The 22,824-nt window shown below is 61.5% G+C and carries 19 protein-coding genes; 2 read left to right on the top strand and 17 right to left on the bottom strand.

What is annotated here, in order from left to right:
* Positions 1 to 5: 5 nt before the first annotated feature.
* The 15 genes from IM764_RS05665 to serS all read right to left on the bottom strand — a co-directional run bounded on the left by IM764_RS05665 (position 6) and on the right by serS (position 19,396).
* On the bottom strand, positions 6 to 1,862 hold the full coding sequence (locus tag IM764_RS05665; RefSeq protein ID WP_194187236.1) for a FadD32-like long-chain-fatty-acid--AMP ligase: 1,857 nt from the start codon (positions 1,860 to 1,862) through the stop codon (positions 6 to 8).
* A 163-nt stretch (positions 1,863 to 2,025) separates the two neighbouring features.
* Positions 2,026 to 2,958 carry a cutinase family protein gene (locus IM764_RS05660; protein ID WP_194187235.1) on the bottom strand — a complete coding sequence of 311 codons (933 nt, stop codon included), beginning with the start codon at positions 2,956 to 2,958 and terminating at the stop codon, positions 2,026 to 2,028.
* A 52-nt stretch (positions 2,959 to 3,010) separates the two neighbouring features.
* Entirely contained in the window at positions 3,011 to 3,616 is a 606-nt protein-coding gene (locus IM764_RS05655; protein WP_194187234.1) for a DUF732 domain-containing protein, read from the bottom strand.
* 134 nt (positions 3,617 to 3,750) lie between these two features.
* Entirely contained in the window at positions 3,751 to 5,748 is a 1,998-nt protein-coding gene (locus tag IM764_RS05650) for an alpha/beta hydrolase-fold protein (protein WP_194187233.1), read from the bottom strand.
* Between the two features lie 448 nt (positions 5,749 to 6,196).
* Complete coding sequence (locus IM764_RS05645) at positions 6,197 to 7,222, bottom strand: alpha/beta hydrolase family protein (RefSeq protein ID WP_194187232.1); 1,026 nt, start codon at positions 7,220 to 7,222, stop codon at positions 6,197 to 6,199.
* Positions 7,223 to 7,384: 162 nt separating this feature from the next.
* On the bottom strand, positions 7,385 to 8,410 hold the full coding sequence (locus tag IM764_RS05640; protein WP_194187231.1) for a decaprenyl-phosphate phosphoribosyltransferase: 1,026 nt from the start codon (positions 8,408 to 8,410) through the stop codon (positions 7,385 to 7,387).
* Between the two features lie 8 nt (positions 8,411 to 8,418).
* Complete coding sequence (locus IM764_RS05635; protein WP_194187359.1) at positions 8,419 to 8,952, bottom strand: phosphatase PAP2 family protein; 534 nt, start codon at positions 8,950 to 8,952, stop codon at positions 8,419 to 8,421.
* Positions 8,953 to 9,087: 135 nt separating this feature from the next.
* On the bottom strand, positions 9,088 to 11,151 hold the full coding sequence (locus IM764_RS05630) for a glycosyltransferase (protein ID WP_194187230.1): 2,064 nt from the start codon (positions 11,149 to 11,151) through the stop codon (positions 9,088 to 9,090).
* A 129-nt stretch (positions 11,152 to 11,280) separates the two neighbouring features.
* A complete protein-coding gene (locus IM764_RS05625; protein WP_194187229.1) occupies positions 11,281 to 13,338 on the bottom strand; it encodes a hypothetical protein in 2,058 nt (685 codons plus the stop codon).
* 110 nt (positions 13,339 to 13,448) lie between these two features.
* Complete coding sequence (locus tag IM764_RS05620) at positions 13,449 to 14,297, bottom strand: GDSL-type esterase/lipase family protein (RefSeq protein ID WP_194187228.1); 849 nt, start codon at positions 14,295 to 14,297, stop codon at positions 13,449 to 13,451.
* A gap of 248 nt (positions 14,298 to 14,545) precedes the next feature.
* Complete coding sequence (glf, locus tag IM764_RS05615; protein WP_194187227.1) at positions 14,546 to 15,715, bottom strand: UDP-galactopyranose mutase; 1,170 nt, start codon at positions 15,713 to 15,715, stop codon at positions 14,546 to 14,548.
* 83 nt (positions 15,716 to 15,798) lie between these two features.
* Positions 15,799 to 16,227, bottom strand: coding sequence for a TIGR02611 family protein (locus IM764_RS05610; RefSeq protein WP_228073460.1), 429 nt, complete (start codon positions 16,225 to 16,227; stop codon positions 15,799 to 15,801).
* Between the two features lie 69 nt (positions 16,228 to 16,296).
* Positions 16,297 to 17,169, bottom strand: coding sequence for an HAD family hydrolase (locus IM764_RS05605; protein ID WP_099298249.1), 873 nt, complete (start codon positions 17,167 to 17,169; stop codon positions 16,297 to 16,299).
* Complete coding sequence (locus IM764_RS05600; protein WP_370551555.1) at positions 17,166 to 18,095, bottom strand: lysophospholipid acyltransferase family protein; 930 nt, start codon at positions 18,093 to 18,095, stop codon at positions 17,166 to 17,168. The genes IM764_RS05605 and IM764_RS05600 overlap by 4 nt, the downstream gene beginning before the upstream one ends.
* Positions 18,096 to 18,121: 26 nt before the next feature.
* On the bottom strand, positions 18,122 to 19,396 hold the full coding sequence (gene serS, locus IM764_RS05595; RefSeq protein WP_099298250.1) for a serine--tRNA ligase: 1,275 nt from the start codon (positions 19,394 to 19,396) through the stop codon (positions 18,122 to 18,124).
* A gap of 124 nt (positions 19,397 to 19,520) precedes the next feature.
* Between serS and IM764_RS05590 the strand changes: the two genes are divergently transcribed.
* Positions 19,521 to 20,543, top strand: coding sequence for a septum formation family protein (locus IM764_RS05590; RefSeq protein WP_234990802.1), 1,023 nt, complete (start codon positions 19,521 to 19,523; stop codon positions 20,541 to 20,543).
* A gap of 30 nt (positions 20,544 to 20,573) precedes the next feature.
* Positions 20,574 to 20,924, top strand: a complete 351-nt coding sequence (locus IM764_RS05585) for a metallopeptidase family protein (RefSeq protein ID WP_099298251.1) — start codon at positions 20,574 to 20,576, stop codon at positions 20,922 to 20,924.
* Here IM764_RS05585 and IM764_RS05580 read toward each other — a convergent pair.
* A complete protein-coding gene (locus IM764_RS05580; RefSeq protein ID WP_194187225.1) occupies positions 20,921 to 21,721 on the bottom strand; it encodes a histidine phosphatase family protein in 801 nt (266 codons plus the stop codon). The genes IM764_RS05585 and IM764_RS05580 overlap by 4 nt on opposite strands.
* A 4-nt stretch (positions 21,722 to 21,725) precedes the next feature.
* Positions 21,726 to 22,802, bottom strand: a complete 1,077-nt coding sequence (gene pheA, locus IM764_RS05575) for a prephenate dehydratase (protein ID WP_194187224.1) — start codon at positions 22,800 to 22,802, stop codon at positions 21,726 to 21,728.
* Positions 22,803 to 22,824 lie beyond the last annotated feature (22 nt).

The following is a 22,824-nucleotide window of genomic DNA, read 5'->3' as shown; positions in this document are numbered from 1 at the left end:
CAGCTTTAGTTGAACACACCCTCGTTGTAAGCCTTCGCGGCCACGCGGCGGGCAATCTTGTGTGCCGAGGAGCGGGGAATTTCTCCAACGCCAATGATGCGCACATCAGCTGGCTGCACGCCGTGCTTCTTCGTGACGGCGGCGCGCACGGCATCGATGGCCTGTGCGTCCCCGGACTCGTCGGCCTCCGGATCGCGCTCGGCGATGATCACCAGGCCTTCGACATCGTCGGTGCTGATGGAGAACGCAGCCAGCACGCCCGGCGCGATCTGCTTAGTGGCCTCTTCCGCCGTGGCCTCGATGTCCTGCGGGTAGTGGTTGCGGCCGGCCACGATGATGAGGTCCTTGAGGCGGCCGGTAATGAACACGTTCTCGTCCACAATCACGGCGAGGTCACCGGTGCGCATCCAGTTATCTTCTGGGGCTCCATACGCGCGGGAGTTTTCCGCCAGTCGCTTGCCCTTCGGCAGCTCATTACGGAAGGTCTCCTTGGTTTCCTCTTCGCGGTTCAGGTAGCCAGCAGCCATGTTATCGCCGTGCACCCAGATTTCACCGACGTTGCCATCTTCCAGCTCCTGGCCGGTTTCCGTGTCCACAATGGCCAAAACCTGCGGTGCACACACCTGGCCCACGGACATCAGTGGCACTGCGTTTTCTCCGTCTGCTTCCACGATCTCCGCAGTACCAGCTGCCAGCGCATCGCGGCCCAACCAGCGGGTGACAGGGCGCTCGCCAATGTGCGGAGTGGTCACCAAGAGAGTGGCCTCTGCTAGGCCGTAAGAAGGGCGCATTGCCTCGCGCTTGAGGCCGTAGTTGCCGAACAGTTCCATGAACTTATCCACGGCTGCCTTGGATACGGGCTCGGAGCCGTTGATCACACCGTCTACGCGGCTGAGATCCAGGTCCTTGAGCTCCGCGACATCCTCCGGATTGGCGTAACGTGCTGCCAGCTCCATGGCGAAGTTAGGCACCACGGTGTAAAGGTTTTCCTCATCATTGCGCTTGCTCATCTGGCGCACCCAGCGTGCTGGGTCCTGGATGAAATCGCGAGGGCTCATCAACTCAAACGGAACTCCCAGCAGCACCACGAAGGCCGCCAAGATGATGCCCATGTCATGGTGCAGCGGCAACCACGTGGCCAAGCGCATCGGAGACTGCAGGTTGACAGCAGAGAAGATCTGCAGCACGTTGGTCACGATGGACTTGTGGGTCAGGATCACGCCGGCTGGGGTACGAGTAGATCCGGAGGTGTACTGCAGGAAAGCCTCGTCCGAGGACTTTGGCGCTAAGGACGGATCCGCCATGATCGCCATCATCGGGTTCACCCACTCGTCAGCCAGGGAATCCGGCAGCGCATCCACGGTCAGCACGCGAGGGCGCTCTGCTGCTGGGGTGGACGCGAAGTGCTTGCGCACAGCGGCCGCGGACTGCTTGTTGGTGAGAACCACGGTGGGCTCGGAGGAACCCAGCACCGCGCTCAGGTGGCCGGTGTGGCCCGGCTCGTTCGGATCGTACAGCGGGACTGGCACCATCTTGGCGTACATGGCGCCCAGGAACGCATAGAGGTACTCCGGTGAGTTGTTGGCCAGAATGGCCACGCGGTCCCCCGGCTGCGCCACCTGCTGCAGGCGCACGCACACGGCCTTGATGCGGGTGTTGACCTGCGCACGAGTGATCTCATGGACCTGCCCCTCACGGGACTGGCTGAAGTCCCAGTAGCGAATCAGAGTCTCTTCCGTGACGCCTTCCATCTGCGCCATGGTGTAGAGCATCTCGCACATGCCGGACAGCGTCAGCTGCTCCGGCACGTTGATCTTGCCTTGCTCGTCGAAGAACTGGGACATTGCCGCATTGATATCCATACTGGAACTTCCTGCTAGTAGGTGGGTAAAACGGAGTGCTTGTTAGTGGTGCTTGGGGTGCCAACTCGTGGTGCATCCGGACGAGGGTTTACCCCATCCGAATGCGTTCACGCTTCTAGTTAGTTAGTAGATCACAACTACTGGCCGAGTTCGACCATTCCGGCTAGCCAGCCGTGACGATTCCTCGCGCCCAATCCACAATCCACTGCGGAACCGTCTGCCCCGGAATCACGTTCGGGTTAGAGGCATACAGCGCGTGCGCCGCGTTATCGCCCACCAGCTCGCGGGCTCGCTGCAGCGCATTTCCGAAGTCGCGTGGCGAATCGCAGATCATGTCCCCCGGCGCGCAGAAGTTGTTCACTCGGTCGCTCAGCTCGCCGAAGCCATCCGGGCGCGGGCCGCGCATCGTCGCCCCGGGAACAATCGGCTGGACCAAACCATTGACGATGTTGAGGGAAATCTCCGCACCCACGCCGGTGTTATTGGTGTTGCCAATGAAATTGCCCTTGTCACGCTCGAACCTGCCGTCGGCAATCAAAGCAACACCGGCCACGGAAGACGCAGGAACAGGCCCGCGACCGTTACCGATCTCAGCGGCCATGTCACCGGAGAGCACCGCACCCTGGCTGAAGCCGGAGATGATGAACTTGGTGGCAGGGCACGCCTCGTGGGTCGCGCGCAGCTCGGCGGCCATGCGGTCAAAGCCTTCGCGGCGAGAATCGTCGTAGGACATCTCCTGCATCGCGTTGACATTGCGGAACTCCGCGGTGTACGGCAGCGTCCACACCTTGACCTGGTCGTCCGGCAGCTGCTCCTTCAACGGGTTGGTCACGGAGAGCATCAGCGAGCGCGGGTTGGCCGTGGGATCCATCGGGTCATCCATGGCGCTGGATTCCCAGGTTCCGGGCGCGGAGATGAACTCGTAGGCCGAACATCCGGGTGGGTTTTGCGCCTCGGTTTCTTCCGTGCCGCCGTTGGGCGCACCGGGGATGGGGTTGTTCGGTCCGTTGTTGTTGGAGTTCATCCATTGTCCGACGCCAACAACGATGGCCAGCAAAATGATGATCACAGCGATCACTGTGAGGAGCTTACGCATGATGGGTGATTGTCCTTAGTCCCGGTTGTGGCCGGGGTGAATCGGATGTGATCTAGCTGCAGTACGCGGAGTCTGCGGCATCCACGATGACCTTTTCGATCTCCTGCGGATCCTTGTCTACGATGCCCTGGGTCTGCAGCTGCCCTGCTGCCAGCGCGGTGAAGACGTCTGGGCGGTCTTCTGCCTTAGCCGTGCAGTAGCCGCGGCCTGCGGCGATGAGCTGGTCTTCCACGCCGCCTGGATCGGAGGCACCGTCCACCTTGGAGAGGTCGATGTCATTATTCTTCAGCTCTTCGAGGTACTTCTGGTCCTCTTCGCTGCGGCCCGTGCCTGCGGGGACTTGGTCCACTTCTTCCGCACCGGAGTCATTGGCATCCGGGGCGGAGTTACCCGCTTCGGGAGCTGGAGCAGCGGCGCTGGAGGAGGACTCTGGAGCGTGAGATTCTGGGGAGGCGCTGGAGCTCACGCTGGGCACGCCGGTGTTGGTGGCCTGCTCGGAGTTGTCCACGGTGGAATCATCACCGCAGGCGGCGGTGGCAGCCAGCAGGACAGGGGTGGTCACGGCGACGAGTGCCAGCCGCCAGGAACGGCGCGACCGGGGTGCGGACACCGAGTCATTGCGAGTGGATGGTGCGGTGGACTGTCGGACAGTATTCACGTGCTCTCCCGAGGGATCTTTGGAGGGATTGGAGTAAAAACCAAGCGCCAGCTTCCCTTCGTGAAAAGAAGCTGACGCTCGGGGTCATGCAAGCCTGTCGCGCTTCAGTTCAGGCGCGCCAGCGGTGGTGACTACTAGTTGAGGGTCTTCTGAACCTGGCCGTTGACCTCGCGGATCACGCCGTGCTGGAACTTGACCTCGTTGCCACCGGCAGGGATTGCGGTCTGGTCGGAGATTGGGAAGCCGTACTTGCCCTGCTCCCACTTTTCCTGCGCCCATGCATCGCGGATCTTTCCGTTGTAGATCACGTGCGCGCCGGTAGTAGCGCTCCAGTAGATGGCGCCGCCGGTGAAGTTGGAGAATTTTCCGCCCTGCGCATCGAGCTCGCCGGAGGTTGGCACGCCCAGTGCGGAGTTCAGTCCGCCCAGTTCCATGTACTTCTTGGCGATCTCGCCTTGGACGTAGTTGCCCTTTCCGTCGGTTCCCAGGGCGATGACACCGTTCTGGAACTTCTGCTGCACGCCCTTGCCTTCGATTGGCTGATCCTGGGCGATTGGGTAGCCCAGCTTGCCACCTTCGTAGTCGACCGTCTCCCAGACAGCCATGATGTCCTTGCTGACTGCGTAGGCGCCGGTGTTGGCGTTCCAGTAGATGTTGCCGTTTTCAAACCTCACGTAGTAGCCGTTACGGCCTGGAACCTGAATTTCCTCAGATCGTGGGTAGCCAAGCCAGGAGGTCGGTCCGCCCATCTCGGAGTAACGGGCGCCGATGCGACCCCACAGGTAGTGAGCACCGGTGGCCTGAGACCAGTACGCGCGTCCGCCGCGGAAGTCCTGAATCTTGCCACCACGTGGGCCGTTGTACTCGTTGGAGGTACATGCGCCCAGCTGCGGAACCTTTCTCAGACCAGCGCCAATAGCACCCTTCGCAGAACATTCGGTGCTGCGGTCTTCCTGTGGCACGCCCAAGGCATCGGCGATGCGCGGCCATGCCTGAGTCATCTCGAACTGCCAGTATGGCCAGGAGTGGGTGCCGGATGGACGGAATGCTGCGGTGACGTCCACGTTCTTCTGCTTGGCGTAGCGCAGGAAGGTCTCGGTGGTCATTCGGGACATGACCTCCAGGCCCATGCCGGCGTAGTTGTCAGGCATGCCAGGCAGCGGGCCGGGACGGTCGAATGGTCCAGCGTTGCCGTTTCCGGAGGAGACGTAGACGGACATGTCCTTCAGATTTTCGACGCCAAGCTTTGGATCGTGATCAATCCATCCCTGGGAGCCGTAAGGGCCCCACATCTTCTGGGCATCGTAGCCACCGGCATCCAGGGTGGCTGCACCGATTGCCTGCGGCATGCCGTAGGAGGTGGTGTCTAGGTAGCCGGAGAAGGATCCCACGAAGTCGAACAAGCTTGGGTGGCGCTCGGCGAGGTTCATCGCGGCGGTTCCGCCCATGGACAGGCCAACCACTGCACGCTTGTCAGTGGAGCGCCATCCTTCGCGCAGCACGGCTGGGAGTTCCTGGGTCAGGAAGGTTTCCCACTTGTAGTGCTTGCCCTTGTCTGGCTCCTGCCAGTCGGAGTAGAAAGAGGACTCGCCGCCGACTGGCATGACTACGTTGACGTTCTTGTCTGCGTAGTAAGCGGCGATGTTGGTCTCTAGGGTCCAACCGGACTCGTCATCGCGGGCGCGCAGGCCGTCCAACGCCCATACGGATGGGTAGGTCTTGCTTGGGTTGGAGTACCAGTCGCGAGCCAGGAGGATCTGCACCTTGATTGGCTCGCCAGGCATGGCTGCGGAGTTGATGAAGACGTTTGCCCAGCGGTCGGTGATCCACTCCACGCGGTCCACGGACACGCCCTCTGGCAGGCCGTCGAGAACTTGCTCGGTGACGTCAATTGGGGTGCGGTCTGGGATGGAGTCTGGCTTGAGGTAGTCAGTGTCGAAGCCTGGGCCCAGGTTGCTGCTCAGGCCCTGCGCCTGAGCGGAAGGTAGTACCGGCTGGCCGCCGACTGCTGGAAGCAGTGGCAGGGCCAGTGCTGCGGCGACGGGCAGGGCCAGTGCGGCTACCGGCTTGCGGCGGCCATTACGCATCCCAGCGGTGCGGGTGCGGCGGGAAAGGATCGCGGCAAAGCGCATGTTCGGTCTTCCTTCTGAGCGTCAGTTTTACAAGCGTTAAAACGTGATGAATATATGAAATCGTTACATAATGCGGACGAGTGCGCTGGTTACATCGCGTGAAAAGTGATGCATACAACCACTCACACCCAGCACTAACTAACGATTCGCTGCCACCGGAACAGGTTCCCCGCCTGCTCCGACTACAACTCTCGGCGTGTAACGCTAGCCATTATGGCAAGCAAACGTACTTTTGTTGGCGCAACACACCGGAAACCTCAAGGTTAAGTTTAAGGTTAGTCTAGCAAAGTGCTTAGCGGGGTCAAACATTAGGAACTGTTTCTCACAGTTAGTTAACATCCCCACTCCCTAACCTTCCCACAGCCACGAAAAATGCCGACCGACCATGCGGTCAGTCGGCATTTTCTCAAGGTCTGCAGATCTCTACCCTGAGACCCAGATCCAAAAACTAGGAAGCGCGGAGGGTTCCCTTGATCATTGGGCGAGCCTTGGACAGCTCATCGCTCCAGTAGCTCCAGGAGTGAATACCCACGATAGGGTAGCTCACCACGGGGTTGGCGCCACCAGCGCGGACCGCCAGCTCAAACTTGGCAGTGGAGGTGCGGGACAGCCACTCCAGCAGCACACCGGAGGTCACACCGATAGGGTCAGCCAAGAAGTTCTCTCGGGTGCCGGTGATGCCAGCAGCAGAAGAGATGTACATCGGCATGCCGGCAAATCGGCCGGTTGCTGCCTGAATGGTTGGGTCATTGCGCCAGCGCAGTGGGTCCAGCGGGCCGCCCCACATGTTCCAGATCTGCGCACCCGGGCCGCCGGAATCCAGCATTGCCGCCTGGATGCCCAAGTACATGCCTGGCCAGGTGGGGTTCAGGTAGCCAGACATCGAGGTGACATGCTTGAACTGGTCGCGGTGATATGCAGCCAAGTTCATGGCAGCGGTTCCGCCCATAGACAGACCAACGATGCCGTTGTTGGTGCGAGAGACGCCGAAGTTACGCTGCAGGTATCCCGGCAGTTCGCGGGTCAGGAAGGTCTCCCAACGAGGCTTGCTTGGACCGTTGGTGCCGTTCCACGGACCAATCCAGTCCGCGTAGAACTGTGCCTGTCCGCCCACTGGCATGACCAGGGTCACGTCATCGTTCACGAACTTCTTCGGGGCTCCGCCGTCCCACGTCCACGCGTTCCAGTCATCGCGGGCGCGCAGTCCGTCCAGCAGGTAAAGACCAGCATTGCCGCCACGGGCGGCAGGCTTGATCTGCACCTTAATATTTTGATTCATGGCAGGGGACCACACTTTGCAGTACTGCACAAAGAACTTGTATGCATCCCATGAACAGCCCGGACGCAGCCAACCGCGATTGTCAGCGGAGGCAGCCGGAGCGGACACCACAGCCATTCCCAGAGCAGTCGCTAACGCGAGCAGCAGGGACACCAGCTTCTTGGGTGCTCCAAGCTTCCTAGACGAAGTAGTCATATGATCTTCTCTCTACACATCAATGAACGGCTGATTACGTTACCAAAAAGTTACCTAATCAACCAGCCGCTAAGATAGACATAAGAAACCGCCTCCGGAGAATCCGAAGACGGCGCAGGTCACAACAACAAAAACGACCTCTAAGAAAAGGTCACGCTTTGATTAATTTAGGGCAGGAACCACGTAGACAGCGATGGCGATCGTAGCCAACCATGCCACAGCGAGAATCTGCAGGGTGCGGTCAGACAGTGCGATCTCGTCCGGCGCACCGCCTTCACCACGGTCCACGTCCGCCGCGTAGCGAAGGATCGCCACGGTAAACGGAACCATGGACACCTGGTACCACACGGCCGCTGCCCCATCGACGGTCTGCGAGAGGTCAAAGCCCCACAGCGCGTAACACAGCACCACGGAAGTCGCGGCCAGCGTCCACACGAAGCGCAGGTAGGTCGGCGTATAGCTTTCGAGGGACTTGCGGATTTTGGCACCGGAACGCAGCGAGAGCTTCAGCTCCGCGTAGCGCTTACCCGCCGCCATAAACAGCGAGCCGAACGCTGCGACCAGCAAGAACCACTGGGAAAGCTCAATGTCCGCGGCCACACCGCCGGCCATCGCACGCAGCATGAAACCAGAGCTGACCAGCGCAATATCGATCACCGGCTGATGCTTCCAACCGAAGCAATAACCCAGCTGCAGCGCGATGTACACGCTCACCACGATCGCCAGGCCAGCCCCGGAGCTGGCCAAGAAGCTGCCGCCAATAGCCAGCAGGATGAGCACCACCGCCATCGTGTAGGCCAGCCCCACAGGCAGCACGCCTGCGGCGATCGGGCGGAAACGCTTGGTGGGGTGTGCGCGGTCGGCTTCCACATCACGCGCGTCATTGACCAAGTAGATCGAACTTGCTGCCAGGCAGAAAGCCACGAATGCGATGACCACGTCCAGTACAACGCGCGTGGAGAACAGCGCTTCGCCACCAGCGGCCAAGGGAGCGGCGACCACCAGGACGTTCTTCACCCACTGCTTGGGGCGAAGTGCCTTGATCATGCCGTCCAGCAGATTCTTCGGCGCCTGCGGCCCCTTTGCATCCGTGCCAACGCTCGTGTTTCGGTTGGCTTCCAAGCCAGAGGTGTGAGGCTCGGAGCCCAAAAACGGCTCTGCCTTCGGCTCACTGGTGCTTTCGCTCACCGTTTCTCCTAGTTGTTGAGGTTCGGTTGTTGTGGTTCGTCGTTGTTGACCATCATGCGGCGCGTGGCCTTTGCTGTAGCCCAGCCGATCACACTGCCCACCGCAACGTCCGAGGGGTAGTGTACGCCCAACACCATTCGGGACAGCGCCATGACGGGCACGCCCACGAGCGGAGCGGGGTTTCCGGTGATATCGGAAAGCGAGACCAGTGCCGCGGTAGAGCTAGTGGCATGGGATGAAGGGAAGCTCAGCTTAGAAGGCGTTGCCACACCGATCTGCACGCCACGGGCATGTGGCCGAGGACGGCGCACCACGCGCTTGAGAATCACCGAAGCCGCGTGTGCAGAGAAGGCAGAAACACCCATCGCCAGCCATTCCCGCTTCTTGGCCTGCTGCTTTTCTGTCACCCAGCCCAGTCCACTGAGGGCAAACCAGCCCAAGGCGTGCTCGCCGAAGTGGCTGAGGCCTCGTGCAGCAGGCAGCACGCCGGGCTTGGTGCCCAGTGCTCGCTGCAACTCCATCAGAATGCGGGTCTCCCCCATTGGGTCGCCCTTAACTGCGGGCAGCGCCGCGGCGGCGCGCACTGCCACGGATGGAAGCTGACGGAACTGCTTCGGAACATCGATGTGACTACTCACGGTGTGGGTCTTCTCTCCTCTTTTTGCTCGCGCTGACTTCTAGGCTTCTGGCTCGAAGATCTGCTTCCACGCCTCGCGGCTGGTCAGCTCCGCGTGAGCGGCTTGGTAGCGCTCGCTCATCTCGTCGAAACGATCCATGACCTGTTTCTGCAGCACCGCGGATTCCTTGGCCAAAGCCAGCATCTGTCCGCGATCGCGCTTGCGGAACACCACGCCCTTGCCGTCCGCGGTGGTGACAGTCGCACCGTCAATGCGAGACAAGCTGAACCACCGAGCCTCGATCGGCGGAAGGTTCACCTGTGGCACCTCGTGGTGACGAGCCTCAGCTGGGCGCGTGTTATTCAGCAGACCCTGGGCCAAGGTCTTGACCTTGGACACTGGGTTGACGGGGATGTTCAGCAAACCAGCTGGGCCGCCCGAAGGGGCAGGCAGATCAGAGGCGGAACGGATCACCGTAGCGTCGGAAAAATTCTTGCGCATCGTGTTGATGCGAGGAAGTGCCGTTTCGAGGATGTCGAACAGGTTCTCCGGGCCGGCGAGGAAGTCCTTCATCGCCTCGTTCTGGATGGCCACGGTGGAGTATTCCAAGCACAGCAGGTGCTTGGCGGTGGCCTTCGCCATGGAGATGACCAGGCCACGTGGGTTATCGTGCCCCTGCATGGCGGCCACGATCAGGCGGTTGCGCAGGTGGAAGTACGCCTGCCAATCGATGGCGTCGTCCTTATCGGACCAGGCCATGTGCCAGATCGCGATGCCGGGCCACGAGGCGGTGGGGAATCCGGCGTCCTTGGCGCGCAGGCCAAACTCGCCGTCATCCCACTTGATGAACAGCGGCAAAGGCTGGCCGATCGTATCCGCGACCACGCGCGGGATCATGCACATCCACCAGCCGTTGTAGTCCACGTCAATGCGACGGTGCAGGTCACGGGAGTTCGTCTCGCCGATGACGTTGCCCTTGGAATCGCGCTCTGGGTTGCTGCGTCCACGGTCGCGCAGTGGGTGCTTGTAGAAATCGTGGTCGTAGTGCGTGTGCGGTGCAGCGGTCCACATGAAGGATCCGCGATCGATGACCTCGCCCATGGTGTGCAGGTGGGAACGTTCCTGCAGGTTGAGCATCTGTCCACCGATTAGCATCGGGGACTTCGCGTAGCGGGCGGCGGCCAGGGAGCGCAGCACGGAGTCCGGCTCGATGGCGATGTCATCGTCCATGTAGAGAATGAACGGACTCTTGGTGCCACGGGTTTCGTGGCGTGCCTCGTACATGATGCGCGAGTAGCCGCCGGAGCCACCGAGGTTGCCCTGCTCGACGATGCGCAGACGATCGCCGAAATGCTCCTCCATCGCTGGGAATCCCGGCTGGTCGGCGGGGTGCTGATTGCCTTGGTCCGGCATGATCAATGCCTCGATCACCGCGTCCACTTCCGGGTCGCTGGCCAGCGCCTCGAGTGCGGCGACCGCGTCCGTGGGACGGTTGAAGGTGGGGATGCCCACCGTGACCTGTGGTGCTGCGGCGGGCAGCACGTCACCGGCGGCGTAGGTTGTGGTTTCTCCTGTTTCGACGTCAACAACGGTCGCCTCGGACTTCAGAACCTGGCCTTCGGCCTCCTTGGTGGCGTACCAACCAGCGGAGTGGATGACGGTTTCCGTCTCACAGGTGATGTCGAACCAAATCCATCCGCCATCCTCGAACTGGTCCAGGGGGATGACGAAGGTGGCTTGGCCACGTCCGGACTCGTCTGTTTCCACGATTCCGCCGGTCACAGCGATGCGGGAACCATCGATCTTGGAGCGGTACAGGTCGATGCGAGCATCGCCAGTGAGGTCTACTCGCAGTTCCACCTCGGTCAGCTGCGACCAGCGGCGCCAGTAGCTAGCGGGGAAAGCATTGAAGTACGTCTCGAAGGAGACCTCGATGCCAGCAGGGATGACTGCCTCGGTGCGGGACAGTGCGGTGACTCGGCCGGGTACGGCCTCGTTTTCCACGATGTAAAGCGAACGCACGTCATACGGTTCGCCACGCTTAGGCAAGATGATGCGGCCCAGGCGGGTGGTATCGATCGCAGCGGATGCTTTGTGTGCAGTTCCCAGGGTGGAATCAGACATGTGAGGAGCGCTGACCTTTGCGAGTAGACAATAGAACAGTCTCGATTATCCCCCATGCGCCCCGGGATGGCTTTGTTCGCCACACCCATTGACGCGATCACGCTGGTCGCACGCAGGCGCCCCGATCAATTACTTGTGGGCGGTCTGCGGCCACACAATCTGGGCATCCGGCATGGGTTGCACGCCCTCGTAATCGTCGAGGTCATCAGAGAACTTCAGCGTCCGCGACGTGGTCAAGGAGTACTTGATGTTGTCCCAGAAACGGTGCACGCTCATCGGCTCGCGGTAGACGTGGAACAGCTCCACAAAGTCCTCCGTGTAGAGAATCGACCGGATCTCAGTGACTTCTTCCCCATCGATGTAGCTCGGCAGGAAGGGCACAAACACGCTGGAATCTGCCATCTGCCACTCCAGCGGCAGATACTTATCGTGACCGGGGCGCCCATTTTCAATCTGTGGCATGCGTGCAGCCAACGGATTGGCCAGGCCCATCGGGTCCACCACACGGGTATCCAACGGTGCCATCATTCCCGTCATACCCAGGTTCAAAAAGCTCACGGTCATAGGGTGATACTGCAGGTCTTCAAATCCCTGAACCGGCCCCGGAATCACGGGCTGACCAGCAGGGTTTAAGCCCACGGCGCCCACCGGAATCCAGTCATCTTCTCCGTTCGGCCCCACGCTGCCCACGGACAACAGCACTCCGGAGCACTGCCGGGCCTCAGGGGAGGCGGGATCGCCTTCACGCTGCTCCGCGCACTCCTTGTTCGCCTCGGCATAGCCATTCATCAGGGCCATGTCCATGTAATCGGAGGCGTACAGGGGCGGCTGCTCCGGCGAGGTCTTCGTGGTGTACATCCAATAAGTGCGCTCGTCCACCACATGCAGGTCATTCATGCCCTTAACCCCTGCCGCGGAATACGTCACGGGATGATTGATCGCAAAGATGGCCCACCCGAGGCAGAACAGAAACCCAGCCCCCACCAGCACCGGCTGGATTACCATGCTGGATCCGCGCAGGTCCACCAGAGGCACCACGGATAGTGGCAGCAGGATCGCGAACAGCGGAATGAGCAACATGCGGCCGTGCATGAAGTCCCCACCCACGCGAATCACGTATGTGAAATGGAGCAGCGCGCACACCACCAGAATGGCGATCGCCGTGGCGGGCCGCTGGAGGCTGGGAGGCGAGGCGAGTGTGGCGTCGGAAAAAACAACCTGCTGGGAACGCAGACCGAACCAGACCAATGCGGCGGTGACCAACGCCAACACACCGAACGCCCACCACAGGCCATAAGGATTGACGAAGTTGCCCACGTAATCCCAGCCGCGTCCCCACAGGGCCTCGTTGGCGGATTTCGCTACTGCGGTCTGCGGCACGATCGCGCCGTAGTAACCCATGCGGAAAATCTGATACGCCAACGGAGCAGGCAGCGCTACGGCAAGGATCACCGCGCGTTGCGCCCACGAACGAGCCGCGATGAGGATGATCAGCCCGGTGATTCCGCCATACAAGGCAAGCTCGGGGCGCACCAACCAGCTCACACCAGCCCAGAACGCAAGGCCGTAGATTGCTCGGGGCTTTTGCGCGCTCACCTTCGCGTGCCGGCTCTGAGGCGCTACCCGGTAGCTAGCGGGGGCACCTTCCCGAATCCACAGCGCCAACAGCAACCACAGCACGGACAGCCAGAAAATGGACAGGCCCCACTCCAAGCCGGACGTCGCAAAATCACGAGCGGCGGGGATGGCCAGGTAGACCACCATCCCCAGCGGAACAAAAATCAGACTGCGGGAACGGTAAAGCAAGCCCGTGGCCAGCACCCCAATGAGCACCGCGAGGCCGGTCAGGATCAGGGCCATCCACAGGGAAACCGTCTCCAAGCGCCCGCCGGTCATTTCCGCGAATAGATAAATGGAATACTGCCAGAGCATGGAGGTGTTGGTCTCCACGCGCTCGCCCGCGTTGAACACCGGACCATTGCCCGCCTGCAGGTTGCGGACGGTGCGCAGGACGATCAATCCGTCATCGCTGATCCACCGGCGCTGCCACCCCGCAATCAACGCAATGATCAGCAGAGGCACAGCCCACGCCACCGTGGTGAGTATGGTGAGATTCTTCGGCTGCTTCACCGACCTCGCCCGCGGGGAGGCCATTGGGGAGGAACGGTTTCCCTCAATCACAGTCATTACTTGGCTGGCCTTACTGACACAGGAGCACGGCGCGTGGATCGCGCCCACTCACGAAAAAGAGGAGCCGTGGTGGGGCTCCCCAACAAAACGTAATTGTTTCAGACTACTTACAGATTGCGAGCGAGAACCGCTGCAACGCCGCGGTTGCCTTCGTGAGTCAAGTGAGTGGTGATGTTGTACGGCTTGGAGGAGTTATCGATCACTCCGGCGACCCATCGCTGGTCGCGCGGCGCACATGATCCGTGGCCGCGCGTTGCAGCCTCGAGGTTGAGCCAGTTGCCACCAACGGCGCGCGCAGCCTGGCGCTGCCAATCATGTGCCGCAGCCAGTGCGCTGTTCAGCGGAGGAATCACCATTGGGGGCTGATCCACACCATTCCAGTGCACCCAGCAGGAGTTACCAGCGCGATCGATAATCTCCGGGTAACCCAGCATGGTGATCTTCGCGTTGGGCGCAGCGGCGCGGACACGATCCATCTGGCGACGAACTTCCTTGACGTACTCATCGCGCTGCACGTCGTAGAGGTTCGGAGCCTTCCACGTGTCATTGATGCCAATCTGCACCATGACGTTGCGGGTTCCTGCATTCAGCTTGCCCTGGGACAAGGCCTGGTTGACCTGGGTCACCAGACGCTTCTCGCCGGACAATGGCGCGAAGGCAGCCGCACCGGTGCAGGCGAAGTCCTCCACCTTGATGCCGGTCTGCGCCTGCAGCTCGGAAGCAATGCGCTTGGCGCCGCGAGGGCAACGTCCTTCCGTAGCTACGTTGGGGGTCACCTTGCCGGGGCCCTGCATGACCTCAGCGATGTTGAACGCTGGATTAGCGATCAGGGAATCGCCAAAAAGGACAATGTTGGTGGGAGCAGCCTGAGCAGCCGGGGCGAGTGCCACAAAGCTGCACACCGCCACCAACGCGGCAACGAGCTTGGCGGGCAGGCCAATGCGCTGTGAATGCATGGATAGATCTCCGATCAGAAAACGTCATGTGTGCCGGTGGTCTGCGCACCGGCTCGTTGAGCCACAACGTACCGCAGGCGATGTCCTCTTCACATGCCATGCCGGCTGTGGGCACCGTTTCTTAGATCGATTCAGCGCCGCACAATGTTATGTCTGCAGATCTTCAAATCTTAACCCCAGGACACTGGTTTTCTCGAACGAACCAAAAATCGCCCGCGCACAGCGCAGGCGATCACAAGCGGCAGAGCTTAAAGCAACTCTTCCAACTTGTTATCGAACATGCTCAGCGCGGAGCCAATGGCCATGTGCATGTCCAAGTACTGGTAGGTGCCCAGACGTCCACCGAAGAACACCTTGCTCTGGTTGGTCTCCTGGTCCGCCAACTCGCGATAAGCCAGCAGCTTCTCGCGGTCATCCGGGGTGTTGATCGGGTAGTACGGCTCGTCTTCGTTTTCCGCGAAACGGCTGAACTCCTTCATGATGACCGTCTTGTCCGCGGGGTACTTGTCCTCGCGCTCCGGGTGGAAGTGACGGAACTCGTGGATGCGGGTGTACGGGAACTCGGCATCGTTGTAGTTCATCACCGGGGTGCCCTGGAAATCGCCGGTATCCAGCACTTCCAGGTCAAAGTCCAGTGTGCGCCAGCCCAGGCGGCCTTCGGAGTAGTCGAAGTAACGGTCCAGCGGGCCGGTGTAGACCACGGGCGCGTCCGGGGATTCCGCACGCAGTTCGTCGCGCACCTCAAACCAGTCAGTGTCCAGGCGAACCTCAATGTTTTCGTGCTTGGCCATGTTTTCCAGCCACGCGGTGTAACCCTCGACAGGCAGGCCCTCGTAGGTGTCATTGAAGTAGCGGTTGTTGAAGGTGTAGCGCACGGGCAGGCGGGAAATATTCGACGCCGGCAGTTCCTTCGGATCCGTTTGCCACTGCTTGGCGGTGTAATCGCGGACAAACGCTTCGTAAAGCGGGCGGCCGATCAGGGAGATGCCCTTTTCTTCCAGGTTCTGCGCATCGTCTGGGTTCAGGCCATCGGTCTGCTCCTTGATCAGCTGGCGTGCCTCATCTGGGCTGTAATACTTGCCGAAGAACTGGTTGATCAGGCCCAGTCCCATGGGGAACTGGTAGGCCGTTCCCTTGTGCATCGCGAAGACGCGGTGCTGGTAATCAGTGAAATCGGTGAACTGATTGACGTAGTCCCACACTCGCTTGTTGGAGGTGTGGAACAGGTGGGCGCCGTACTTGTGAACTTCGATACCCGTCTGTGGCTCTGCTTCGGAATAAGCGTTGCCGCCGATGTGGGGGCGCCTTTCCACGATCAGAACGCGCGCCCCCTTCTTGCTTGCCGCTTGCTCTGCCACGGTGAGGCCAAAAAAGCCGCTTCCCACGACGATCAGGTCATACTTGCCGTTTTCGCTCATGCGGACAGACTACCGCCCTCCCGTTGATTCGCACGGTGTCGACACAGCCGCGGTTGCTCTTCAGCGGATGCTGTTCACCACAGTTATGCCCAAGGCAGCTTGTCCACCCACGGCTGCAGGGTCGGCTTCGCCCAGTCCAGCATTCCCCACTGCCACATCACCCAGAAGATGCAGGCGAAAACCACCCAGATTAGCATCACCAGCAGGACAATGCCCAGGATGCGCACGCCGCGGGATTGCCGTTTCCACCATGCCTCGAAACGGTCGTACTGCCGGATCCCCCAGCGCAGCAGCCGGTTGGGCCACTCCAGTTCCAGAGACAGAATGCCGATGCCCACAAAGACGGTGAACCAGCCCGGGCCGGGGAAAGGAATGGTGATCAACCCCACGATCACCACCAGCCAGCCGATGAGCAGCGTGGCAGGGCGCACCGCCCACCCGTACTTGCGCTCTTTCATCCGCGCGTGGTGACGGTGGATCTGATCCACCTTGCGCGTGACTGCCTCGCCCATTTTTGACACGGTGTTGAATCTACTCCCCGAACTCCACTGCTCGGATCATTCCCGCTAGAAACATGCCTGTTAGAACCACCGAGCCAGCACCGCAGCCACACCATCGTCGTTGTTGCTTGCCGTCACCAGATCCGCGGCCGCTTTCACGTCATCGTGCGCATTGCCCATCGCCACGGCGGTGCCAGCCCATCCCAGCATCTCCAGGTCATTGGGCATATCTCCAAACGCGATGGTCTCCGTGGCCTGCACGCCCAGTCGCTCGGCGATCCACTCCAGCGAGGTGCGCTTGGACACGCCCGGCGCGCTGATCTCCACCAGGCCACCGCCCCAGCTAAACGTCGCGTGCACTTCCCGCGGATCCAGCCGCGGTGCCACGGCGTCAAAGAGCTCTTGGGAGCTGACGTTTTCATTGCGTACCAGCAGCTTGACCGCAGGTTGGGCGATGAGGTCTTCGGTGCTGAGCACCTTGTGCTCGTCCGAGAGCCACGCGTGATCGTAGCCCTCGGTCACGCAGAACAGCTCGTCCGCGCGGTCAAAAGCGCTGGTCCCGGCACGTTCCACCGCAAACCCTGCACCGTGCAACGCAGTGCCTTCCGCGCCCGCGGTCAGCCGCTGAATCACCGTGCGCAGCGTGGCGGAATCCAGTTCCATCGCCCGGACAATCTCGTCCTTGGCGCTGTCGTAAACCACCGCGCCGTTAGCGCACACGCACAGAGGCTGCACCGGAAGTTGCTCAATCACGGGCAGCACCCAGCGCGCGGGCCTACCGGTGGCCAGGGTAAACACGGTTCCTTGTTCGGCCATGCGCCCCACCACCTCGCGCATGTGGGGGCTGACTCTTTCTCGCCTGTCCAGCAGCGTGCCGTCCAGGTCAGAGACCACGAACAACGGCGCCGGCACCAGCTCTAACGCTGCATGCAAGGTGCGCAGCTGCCGCCTCATTTGCGCAGTTTCTTGATCCATCGCGTCACAGGCGCCAACACCTTGTTAATGCCCGTGGGCTGAGGTTGTTGTTCTTCTTTTCGACGCCCACTCGCAGCCGCTTCAGCTTCTGCCCGCTGCTTCTTACGATTCTCGTGATCCTGGCGATCCTGGATGGTGGCTTCCTCCAAGGTGGGAGCCGAGCCTCCTAGAACACTGGGCACCCAGAACTCGCCCTCCGGCATGGGGCCGAAGCGCTTGACGTATTCCTCACGGGCTTCTTCCAGCAGGCTCTGCATAGCTGCGCGCAGACGTTCGGTGGTCTCGACGCTGTCGTCGGAAATAGGAACCGACTTGCCAACGACCATCACCAGCTTGGCGTCCTTGGGGAACCAGGTGGGCTTGTGGCCCTTGGTCCAAATGCGCTGGGAACCCCAGATGATCATCGGGATCAGCGGAACCTCAGCTTCTTCAGCGATGACAGCAGCACCTTGGCGCAGTTCCTTGATTTCGAAGGAGCGGGAAATGGTGGCCTCAGGGAAGATGCCCACCAGCTCACCACCGCGCAAGCGGCGAACCGCCTCTTTCACGGACGCTGCGCCATCAGCACGGTCCACAGGAATGTGGCGCATGGCGCTCATCAGCGGGCCGGCCACGGGAGAGTCCCAGATTTCCTTCTTCGCCATGAAGCGCACCAGGCGGCCACCGTTGAAGTGAGCCGGGATGGGACCGTAGACGAAGTCCCAGTAGCCGGTGTGGTTGACGGCGAGAATCGCGCCGCCTTCCCGCGGTACGTTCTCCGGGTTCTTCAAAAAGATCTGCAGCCGCTGGCCGAAGCGCATCCACAGCTTGGCCAGCGGGATGATGGTGCGCCCGTAGATGGGCTCTTTGCTTTCTGGGTGCCCAGAAGACGGGGTGAAGCCCTCGGCGAAATCGAATGTAGCCACGTTGCGATGCTCCCTGGTTGGTGGGCTTATTTCTTGGGGTAAAGAATATCTTTGCCCACAAACGGATGTAGCGCTTCGGGGACCACCACGGATCCGTCTGCCTGCTGGTTGTTCTCCAGAATGGCGACCAACCAGCGGGTAGTGGCCAGCGTGCCGTTAAGGGTAGCCACGGTCTGTGCCTTGCCCGCCTCGTCCCGGTAGCGGGTCTTGAGACGGCGTCCCTGGAACGTGGTGCAGTTCGAAGTGGAGGTCAGCTCGCGGTAGGTGTTCTGGGTAGGCACCCATGCCTCAGTATCGAACTTGCGGGCAGCGGACGAGCCGAGGTCTCCACCTGCCACGTCGATCACGCGATACGGAACCTGTACGGCTTCCAGCATCTCCTTTTCCATCGCCAGCAGCTGCTGGTGCTGTTCGCGAGCCTCTTCGGGCTTGCAGTAAACAAACATTTCCAGCTTGTCGAACTGGTGGACGCGGATGATGCCGCGGGTGTCCTTGCCGTAGGAGCCGGCTTCCCGACGGAAACAGGACGACCATCCCGCGTAGCGCATAGCACCTTCGGAAAGGTCGATGATCTCATCTGAGTGGTAACCGGCTAGGGCAACCTCCGAGGTACCTACGAGGTACAGATCGTCCTGCTCGAGGTGGTAGATCTCGTCTGCGTGCGCGCCCAAGAAGCCGGTTCCGGCCATGATCTCTGGACGTACCAGCACGGGTGGGATCATCAACGTGAACCCTGCCTTGGCTGCCTTCTGCGCAGCCAACTGCAGCATGCCCAGTTGCAGCAGAGCGCCGTCGCCGGTGAGGAAGTAGAAGCGGGCGCCGGAGACCTTGGTGCCGCGCTTCATATCGATCAGACCCAGGGATTCGCCGAGCTCCAGGTGATCCTTGGGCTCGAAGTCGAACTCACGGGGGGTGCCCACGTGCTCGAGGACAACGAAGTCATCCTCGCCGCCGGCGGGAGCGCCGTCCTCCACCACGTTGGACAGCTTCATTTGGAAGTCGTGGACATCCTGCTCGGCGGCGGCCAGCACGGCCTCCAGCTCCTTGACGCGCTCAGCCTTGGCCTTGCCTTCTTCGCGCAGGCGCTGTTTGTCCTCGTCAGAGGCCGTGCGCATCTGCTGGCCCATCTCCTTGCTGAAGGATTTCTGCTCGGAGCGAGCAGCATCAGCAGCGGCAATGGCATCGCGGCGGCGCACGTCTGCCTCGAGTAGTTGATCCACCAGCCCCTCGTCTTCTCCGCGGGTGCGCTGAGAGGCGCGGACCAAGTCAGGGTTGTCACGCAGGAACTTAAGATCGATCATGTCCCATAGCTTAGCTATAGTGGTCGCACTAGACGCACTTACTCCACAGTTGGTGGGGCTGCCCCACTGGGTGTTGAATGAAACATCAAAGTAAGAGTGATTCCCCGACCGGAAGTGGATTCCTGTGAGCATCAGCCAGCCGACATGGAAGCGACGTTCGCGCGCCGCCACCGTTATTCTCGTGTCTGCGCTCTGCGGCGGCGTAGGCGCAGCGGCCTACGGATCGATGGCTCCCGAGGGCTCCACCCCATTGGCCACCACGCCCACCTCTGAACCCGCAGAAGCGGAACTGGCAGCCTTCACCGATGCGGACACGGGTTCGTGCTTGAACTGGCGACCAGGCGAAAATGGCTCCAACTCTGACTTCACCACCGTGGGATGCGCCGAGCAGCACCGCTTTGAGATCAGCGCGCGCGAGGATCTCTCCCAGTACCCCACCAGTGAGTTCGACGAAGACGCTGAGCACCCCAGCCTCGAACGCCAGCAACAATTGACCGAAGAGCTCTGCGTGGGCCCCACCCTCGACTACTTGAACGGCAAGCTGGATCCAGAGGGCCGTTACACGATCTCCCCCATCCTGCCTCCGGCCAGCGCTTGGGCAGAGGGCGACCGCACCATGTTGTGCGGAGTCATGGTGCAGGATGCGCAGGGTCGTTCCACGGAAACCGTCGGCCTGGCTGCAGAATCCGACCAGGCCCGCGCCTTCCCCGCCGATACCTGTGTGCAGGTCATCAACGATTCTCCTGTGGAAGTCCCCTGTAACGAGGATCACTCCTGGCAGGTCACGGATGTTGTCAATCTGGGCGAGGACTTCCCGCAGGACTGGCCAGATATCGGCAAGCAAAACGAGTACCTCAACCAGCGGTGTACCGAGGCAGCTCGCAACTACTTGGGCGGCGATGACGCGCTGTACAACTCCACCTTGACCCCATTCTGGACCACCATCCAATCCCAGTCTTGGGCTGCGGGTTCCCGCACCGTCAACTGTGCGCTGACGTTCGGCCGCCCGGACGGTGGATTCGCCAACCTGAATGGTGACGTACGCCAAGGGTTCACCATCGACGGCAACCCGCCGGCCAAGCAGCCTCCGCGCAACCCGCTGCGCAATAACGCCGCGGCTGCCTCCCCTGCCCCAGCTGCGCCCTAAGCGTCAGTTTTCAAACCCCCGGAGGCAGCCGTGTCCATCGACATTTCCGAAGAAGAGTTCGAAGACTTGGTGGACGAAGGTTTGCGTCGAATTCCGGAACAACTGCTGCACAACGTCAACAACGTGGCCATCATCACGGAGGACTACCACGAATTCGATCCCCACATCTTGGGGCTCTACGAGGGCATCGCGCTGACGGATCGCGATAGCGAATACACCTCCGTACTGCCGGATAAGATCACCATCTTCCGGCTCGCCCTGTGCGAGGCCGTGAACAGCCGGGAAGAACTCATAGAGCAGGTGGCCATCACGGTGATTCACGAGCTCGCGCACCACTTCGGCATCGACGATGCCCGCCTCCACGAACTCGGTTGGGGCTAGCACTCTAGCTTATCCGGCGTGCCTAGGGTTCCCCACTCTGCGATGTTAAAAGCTCCCTCCACTGCGTCAGGTTCGTTCTGCGCTGCCTCCGCGAGCTCGCGAACGTTGTCCGGCACGTCCAGCTCCACGAAGTGCGTGTTCGCCAGGTATCCCGCAAACGCCCACTCCGGATCCAGCCCGCCCAAGTAGCGGGCGATGAAGCGGATGATCGCGCCGTGGCTGACCACCGCCACGTCCGTGCCTTCCGGCAACGCGTTCAGCACGCTCATGATCTGCGCGATGTATGCGCTCAGGATCTCCGCGCCGTTTTTTGCCCCATCTACCGGCACCTCCAGCTCGCCGTGCAGCCAGCGGAATAGCACGCGGTGGTAGGCCTCGTGGGCGTCTTCGTCGTTACGCATCTCGTAGTCGCCGGCGGCGATCTCCGCGATGTCGCTGAGAGTGGAGACCTGCTCGGTGTGACTCAAACCGAAGCCGGCGGAGGTGGCGTCGGAAATAGGAGACAGACCGCTACCCGCAAACCCGGAGGCGAAATCCGATCCCTCCGCCGTGGACGCCAGCGTGCCACCACGAGCCACAAAACTGTCCGCGAGCAGTACCGCGGTCTGTTGTGCGCGCGCCGCCTGGCTGGACATCACCAGCAGCGGCCCGTCCACGCGCTCCGCCAGAATGGATCCCACGTTGGAGGCCTGCTCCCGCCCCAGTTTGGTGAGATCTGCACCCGGCAGCGCGGTGTCCAGCGCGTGAATAGTGTTCGAGGTGGTCTGTCCATGACGCACCAGGTACAACTTGCTCAACGGTTTACCCCTTCGTCTGCTGCTGGGCCGGTGGTTGCGTTTGCTGCTTCAGTTCGGCGACCCAACCCCGGGATTCAGAGTAGTCAGGCGGGAAGGTGCCTGCAGGGGGATGGTGTGCGTCCTGTTCTTTTCCGACGCCAGCGCCTGGCAGTTCCGCGCGTGGCCAAGAGCCGAGAAAGCGCAGGGAACTGGTGCTGCGGTAGAGCCCGGCCAGGGCTTCGGCCATCGCCTCGTCCTCGAGGTGGCCCACTAGTCCGAGGTGGAAATAGTAAGTGCCCATGGCTTCGCGGGTGGGGCGGGAGCTGATGCGGGACATGTCTATGCCGCGCACGGATAGCTCAGCGAGGGCATCCAGCAGGCCGGAGGGCTTATTTTCCAGGGTGAATGCCACGCCGGTGCGGTCATTGCCTGTCTTGGGCGTGACCTGGCCGGGGCGGGAGACCAGTACGAAGCGGGTGTAGGCACCGCGGACGTCTGCCACGGCTTCAGCCAGGGATTCCAGTTGGTGGATCTGCCCGGCGCGAGCGGGTGCCGCTGCGGCATCGGCGCGGCCTTCGGCCACGGCCTGAGCGGCGGCTCCGTTGGAACTGGCGGGAACGAACTGCGCGTTCGGCAGGTGCTGCTGCACCCAGGAGCGGGTTTGCGCCTCGGCCGCAGGGTGGGTGGTGAAGGTCTGAACATCCTCGGTGGTAGCGCCCGGGCGAACCAGGATGGAAAATTCCACGGGCACCAGCACTTCGCGGACGATGATCAGCGGGGAACCCATGGTCAGGGCATCCTCGGTTTGAGCGATGGGGCCGTCGACGGAACTTTCCAGCGCCACGCAGGCGTAGTCCACGCTGTGGTTTCGTACGGCCTCGAGGGCCGCACTCGGAGATTTCACCGCGACGCCTTCTGTGGATCCTGGCAAGTATCCAGCGACGATCATCTGCTGCAGCGCCTGCTCAGTAAAGGTGCCCTGGGGGCCAAGGAAGGCCACGCGAGTGGTCTGGCCCTCAGGGTGAATTCCTGGCTGGGCCCCAGCGGAGGCCGATTCGTGCGGGGTTTCGGTGCCGGGCACCTGTGCTTTGCCGGGAGTCATACTTGTCACTGTACGGGCTGAC

Source organism: Corynebacterium sp. ED61 (genome assembly GCF_015233855.1).
Lineage (GTDB): Bacteria > Actinomycetota > Actinomycetes > Mycobacteriales > Mycobacteriaceae > Corynebacterium > Corynebacterium dentalis.
This window is presented reverse-complemented; position numbering and strand designations above follow the sequence as displayed.

Excerpts from the sequence above, each read along its gene's own strand:
- IM764_RS05665 (WP_194187236.1), bottom strand. The coding sequence starts at position 1,862 with ATGGATATCAATGCGGCAATGTCCCAGTTCTTCGACGAGCAAGGCAAG.
- IM764_RS05660 (WP_194187235.1), bottom strand. The coding sequence starts at position 2,958 with ATGCGTAAGCTCCTCACAGTGATCGCTGTGATCATCATTTTGCTGGCC.
- IM764_RS05650 (WP_194187233.1), bottom strand. The coding sequence starts at position 5,748 with ATGCGCTTTGCCGCGATCCTTTCCCGCCGCACCCGCACCGCTGGGATG.
- IM764_RS05645 (WP_194187232.1), bottom strand. The coding sequence starts at position 7,222 with ATGACTACTTCGTCTAGGAAGCTTGGAGCACCCAAGAAGCTGGTGTCC.
- IM764_RS05635 (WP_194187359.1), bottom strand. The coding sequence starts at position 8,952 with ATGGGGGAGACCCGCATTCTGATGGAGTTGCAGCGAGCACTGGGCACC.
- IM764_RS05630 (WP_194187230.1), bottom strand. The coding sequence starts at position 11,151 with ATGTCTGATTCCACCCTGGGAACTGCACACAAAGCATCCGCTGCGATC.
- IM764_RS05625 (WP_194187229.1), bottom strand. The coding sequence starts at position 13,338 with ATGACTGTGATTGAGGGAAACCGTTCCTCCCCAATGGCCTCCCCGCGG.
- IM764_RS05620 (WP_194187228.1), bottom strand. The coding sequence starts at position 14,297 with ATGCATTCACAGCGCATTGGCCTGCCCGCCAAGCTCGTTGCCGCGTTG.
- glf (WP_194187227.1), bottom strand. The coding sequence starts at position 15,715 with ATGAGCGAAAACGGCAAGTATGACCTGATCGTCGTGGGAAGCGGCTTT.
- IM764_RS05610 (WP_228073460.1), bottom strand. The coding sequence starts at position 16,227 with ATGGGCGAGGCAGTCACGCGCAAGGTGGATCAGATCCACCGTCACCAC.
- IM764_RS05605 (WP_099298249.1), bottom strand. The coding sequence starts at position 17,169 with ATGAGGCGGCAGCTGCGCACCTTGCATGCAGCGTTAGAGCTGGTGCCG.
- serS (WP_099298250.1), bottom strand. The coding sequence starts at position 19,396 with ATGATCGATCTTAAGTTCCTGCGTGACAACCCTGACTTGGTCCGCGCC.
- pheA (WP_194187224.1), bottom strand. The coding sequence starts at position 22,802 with ATGACTCCCGGCAAAGCACAGGTGCCCGGCACCGAAACCCCGCACGAA.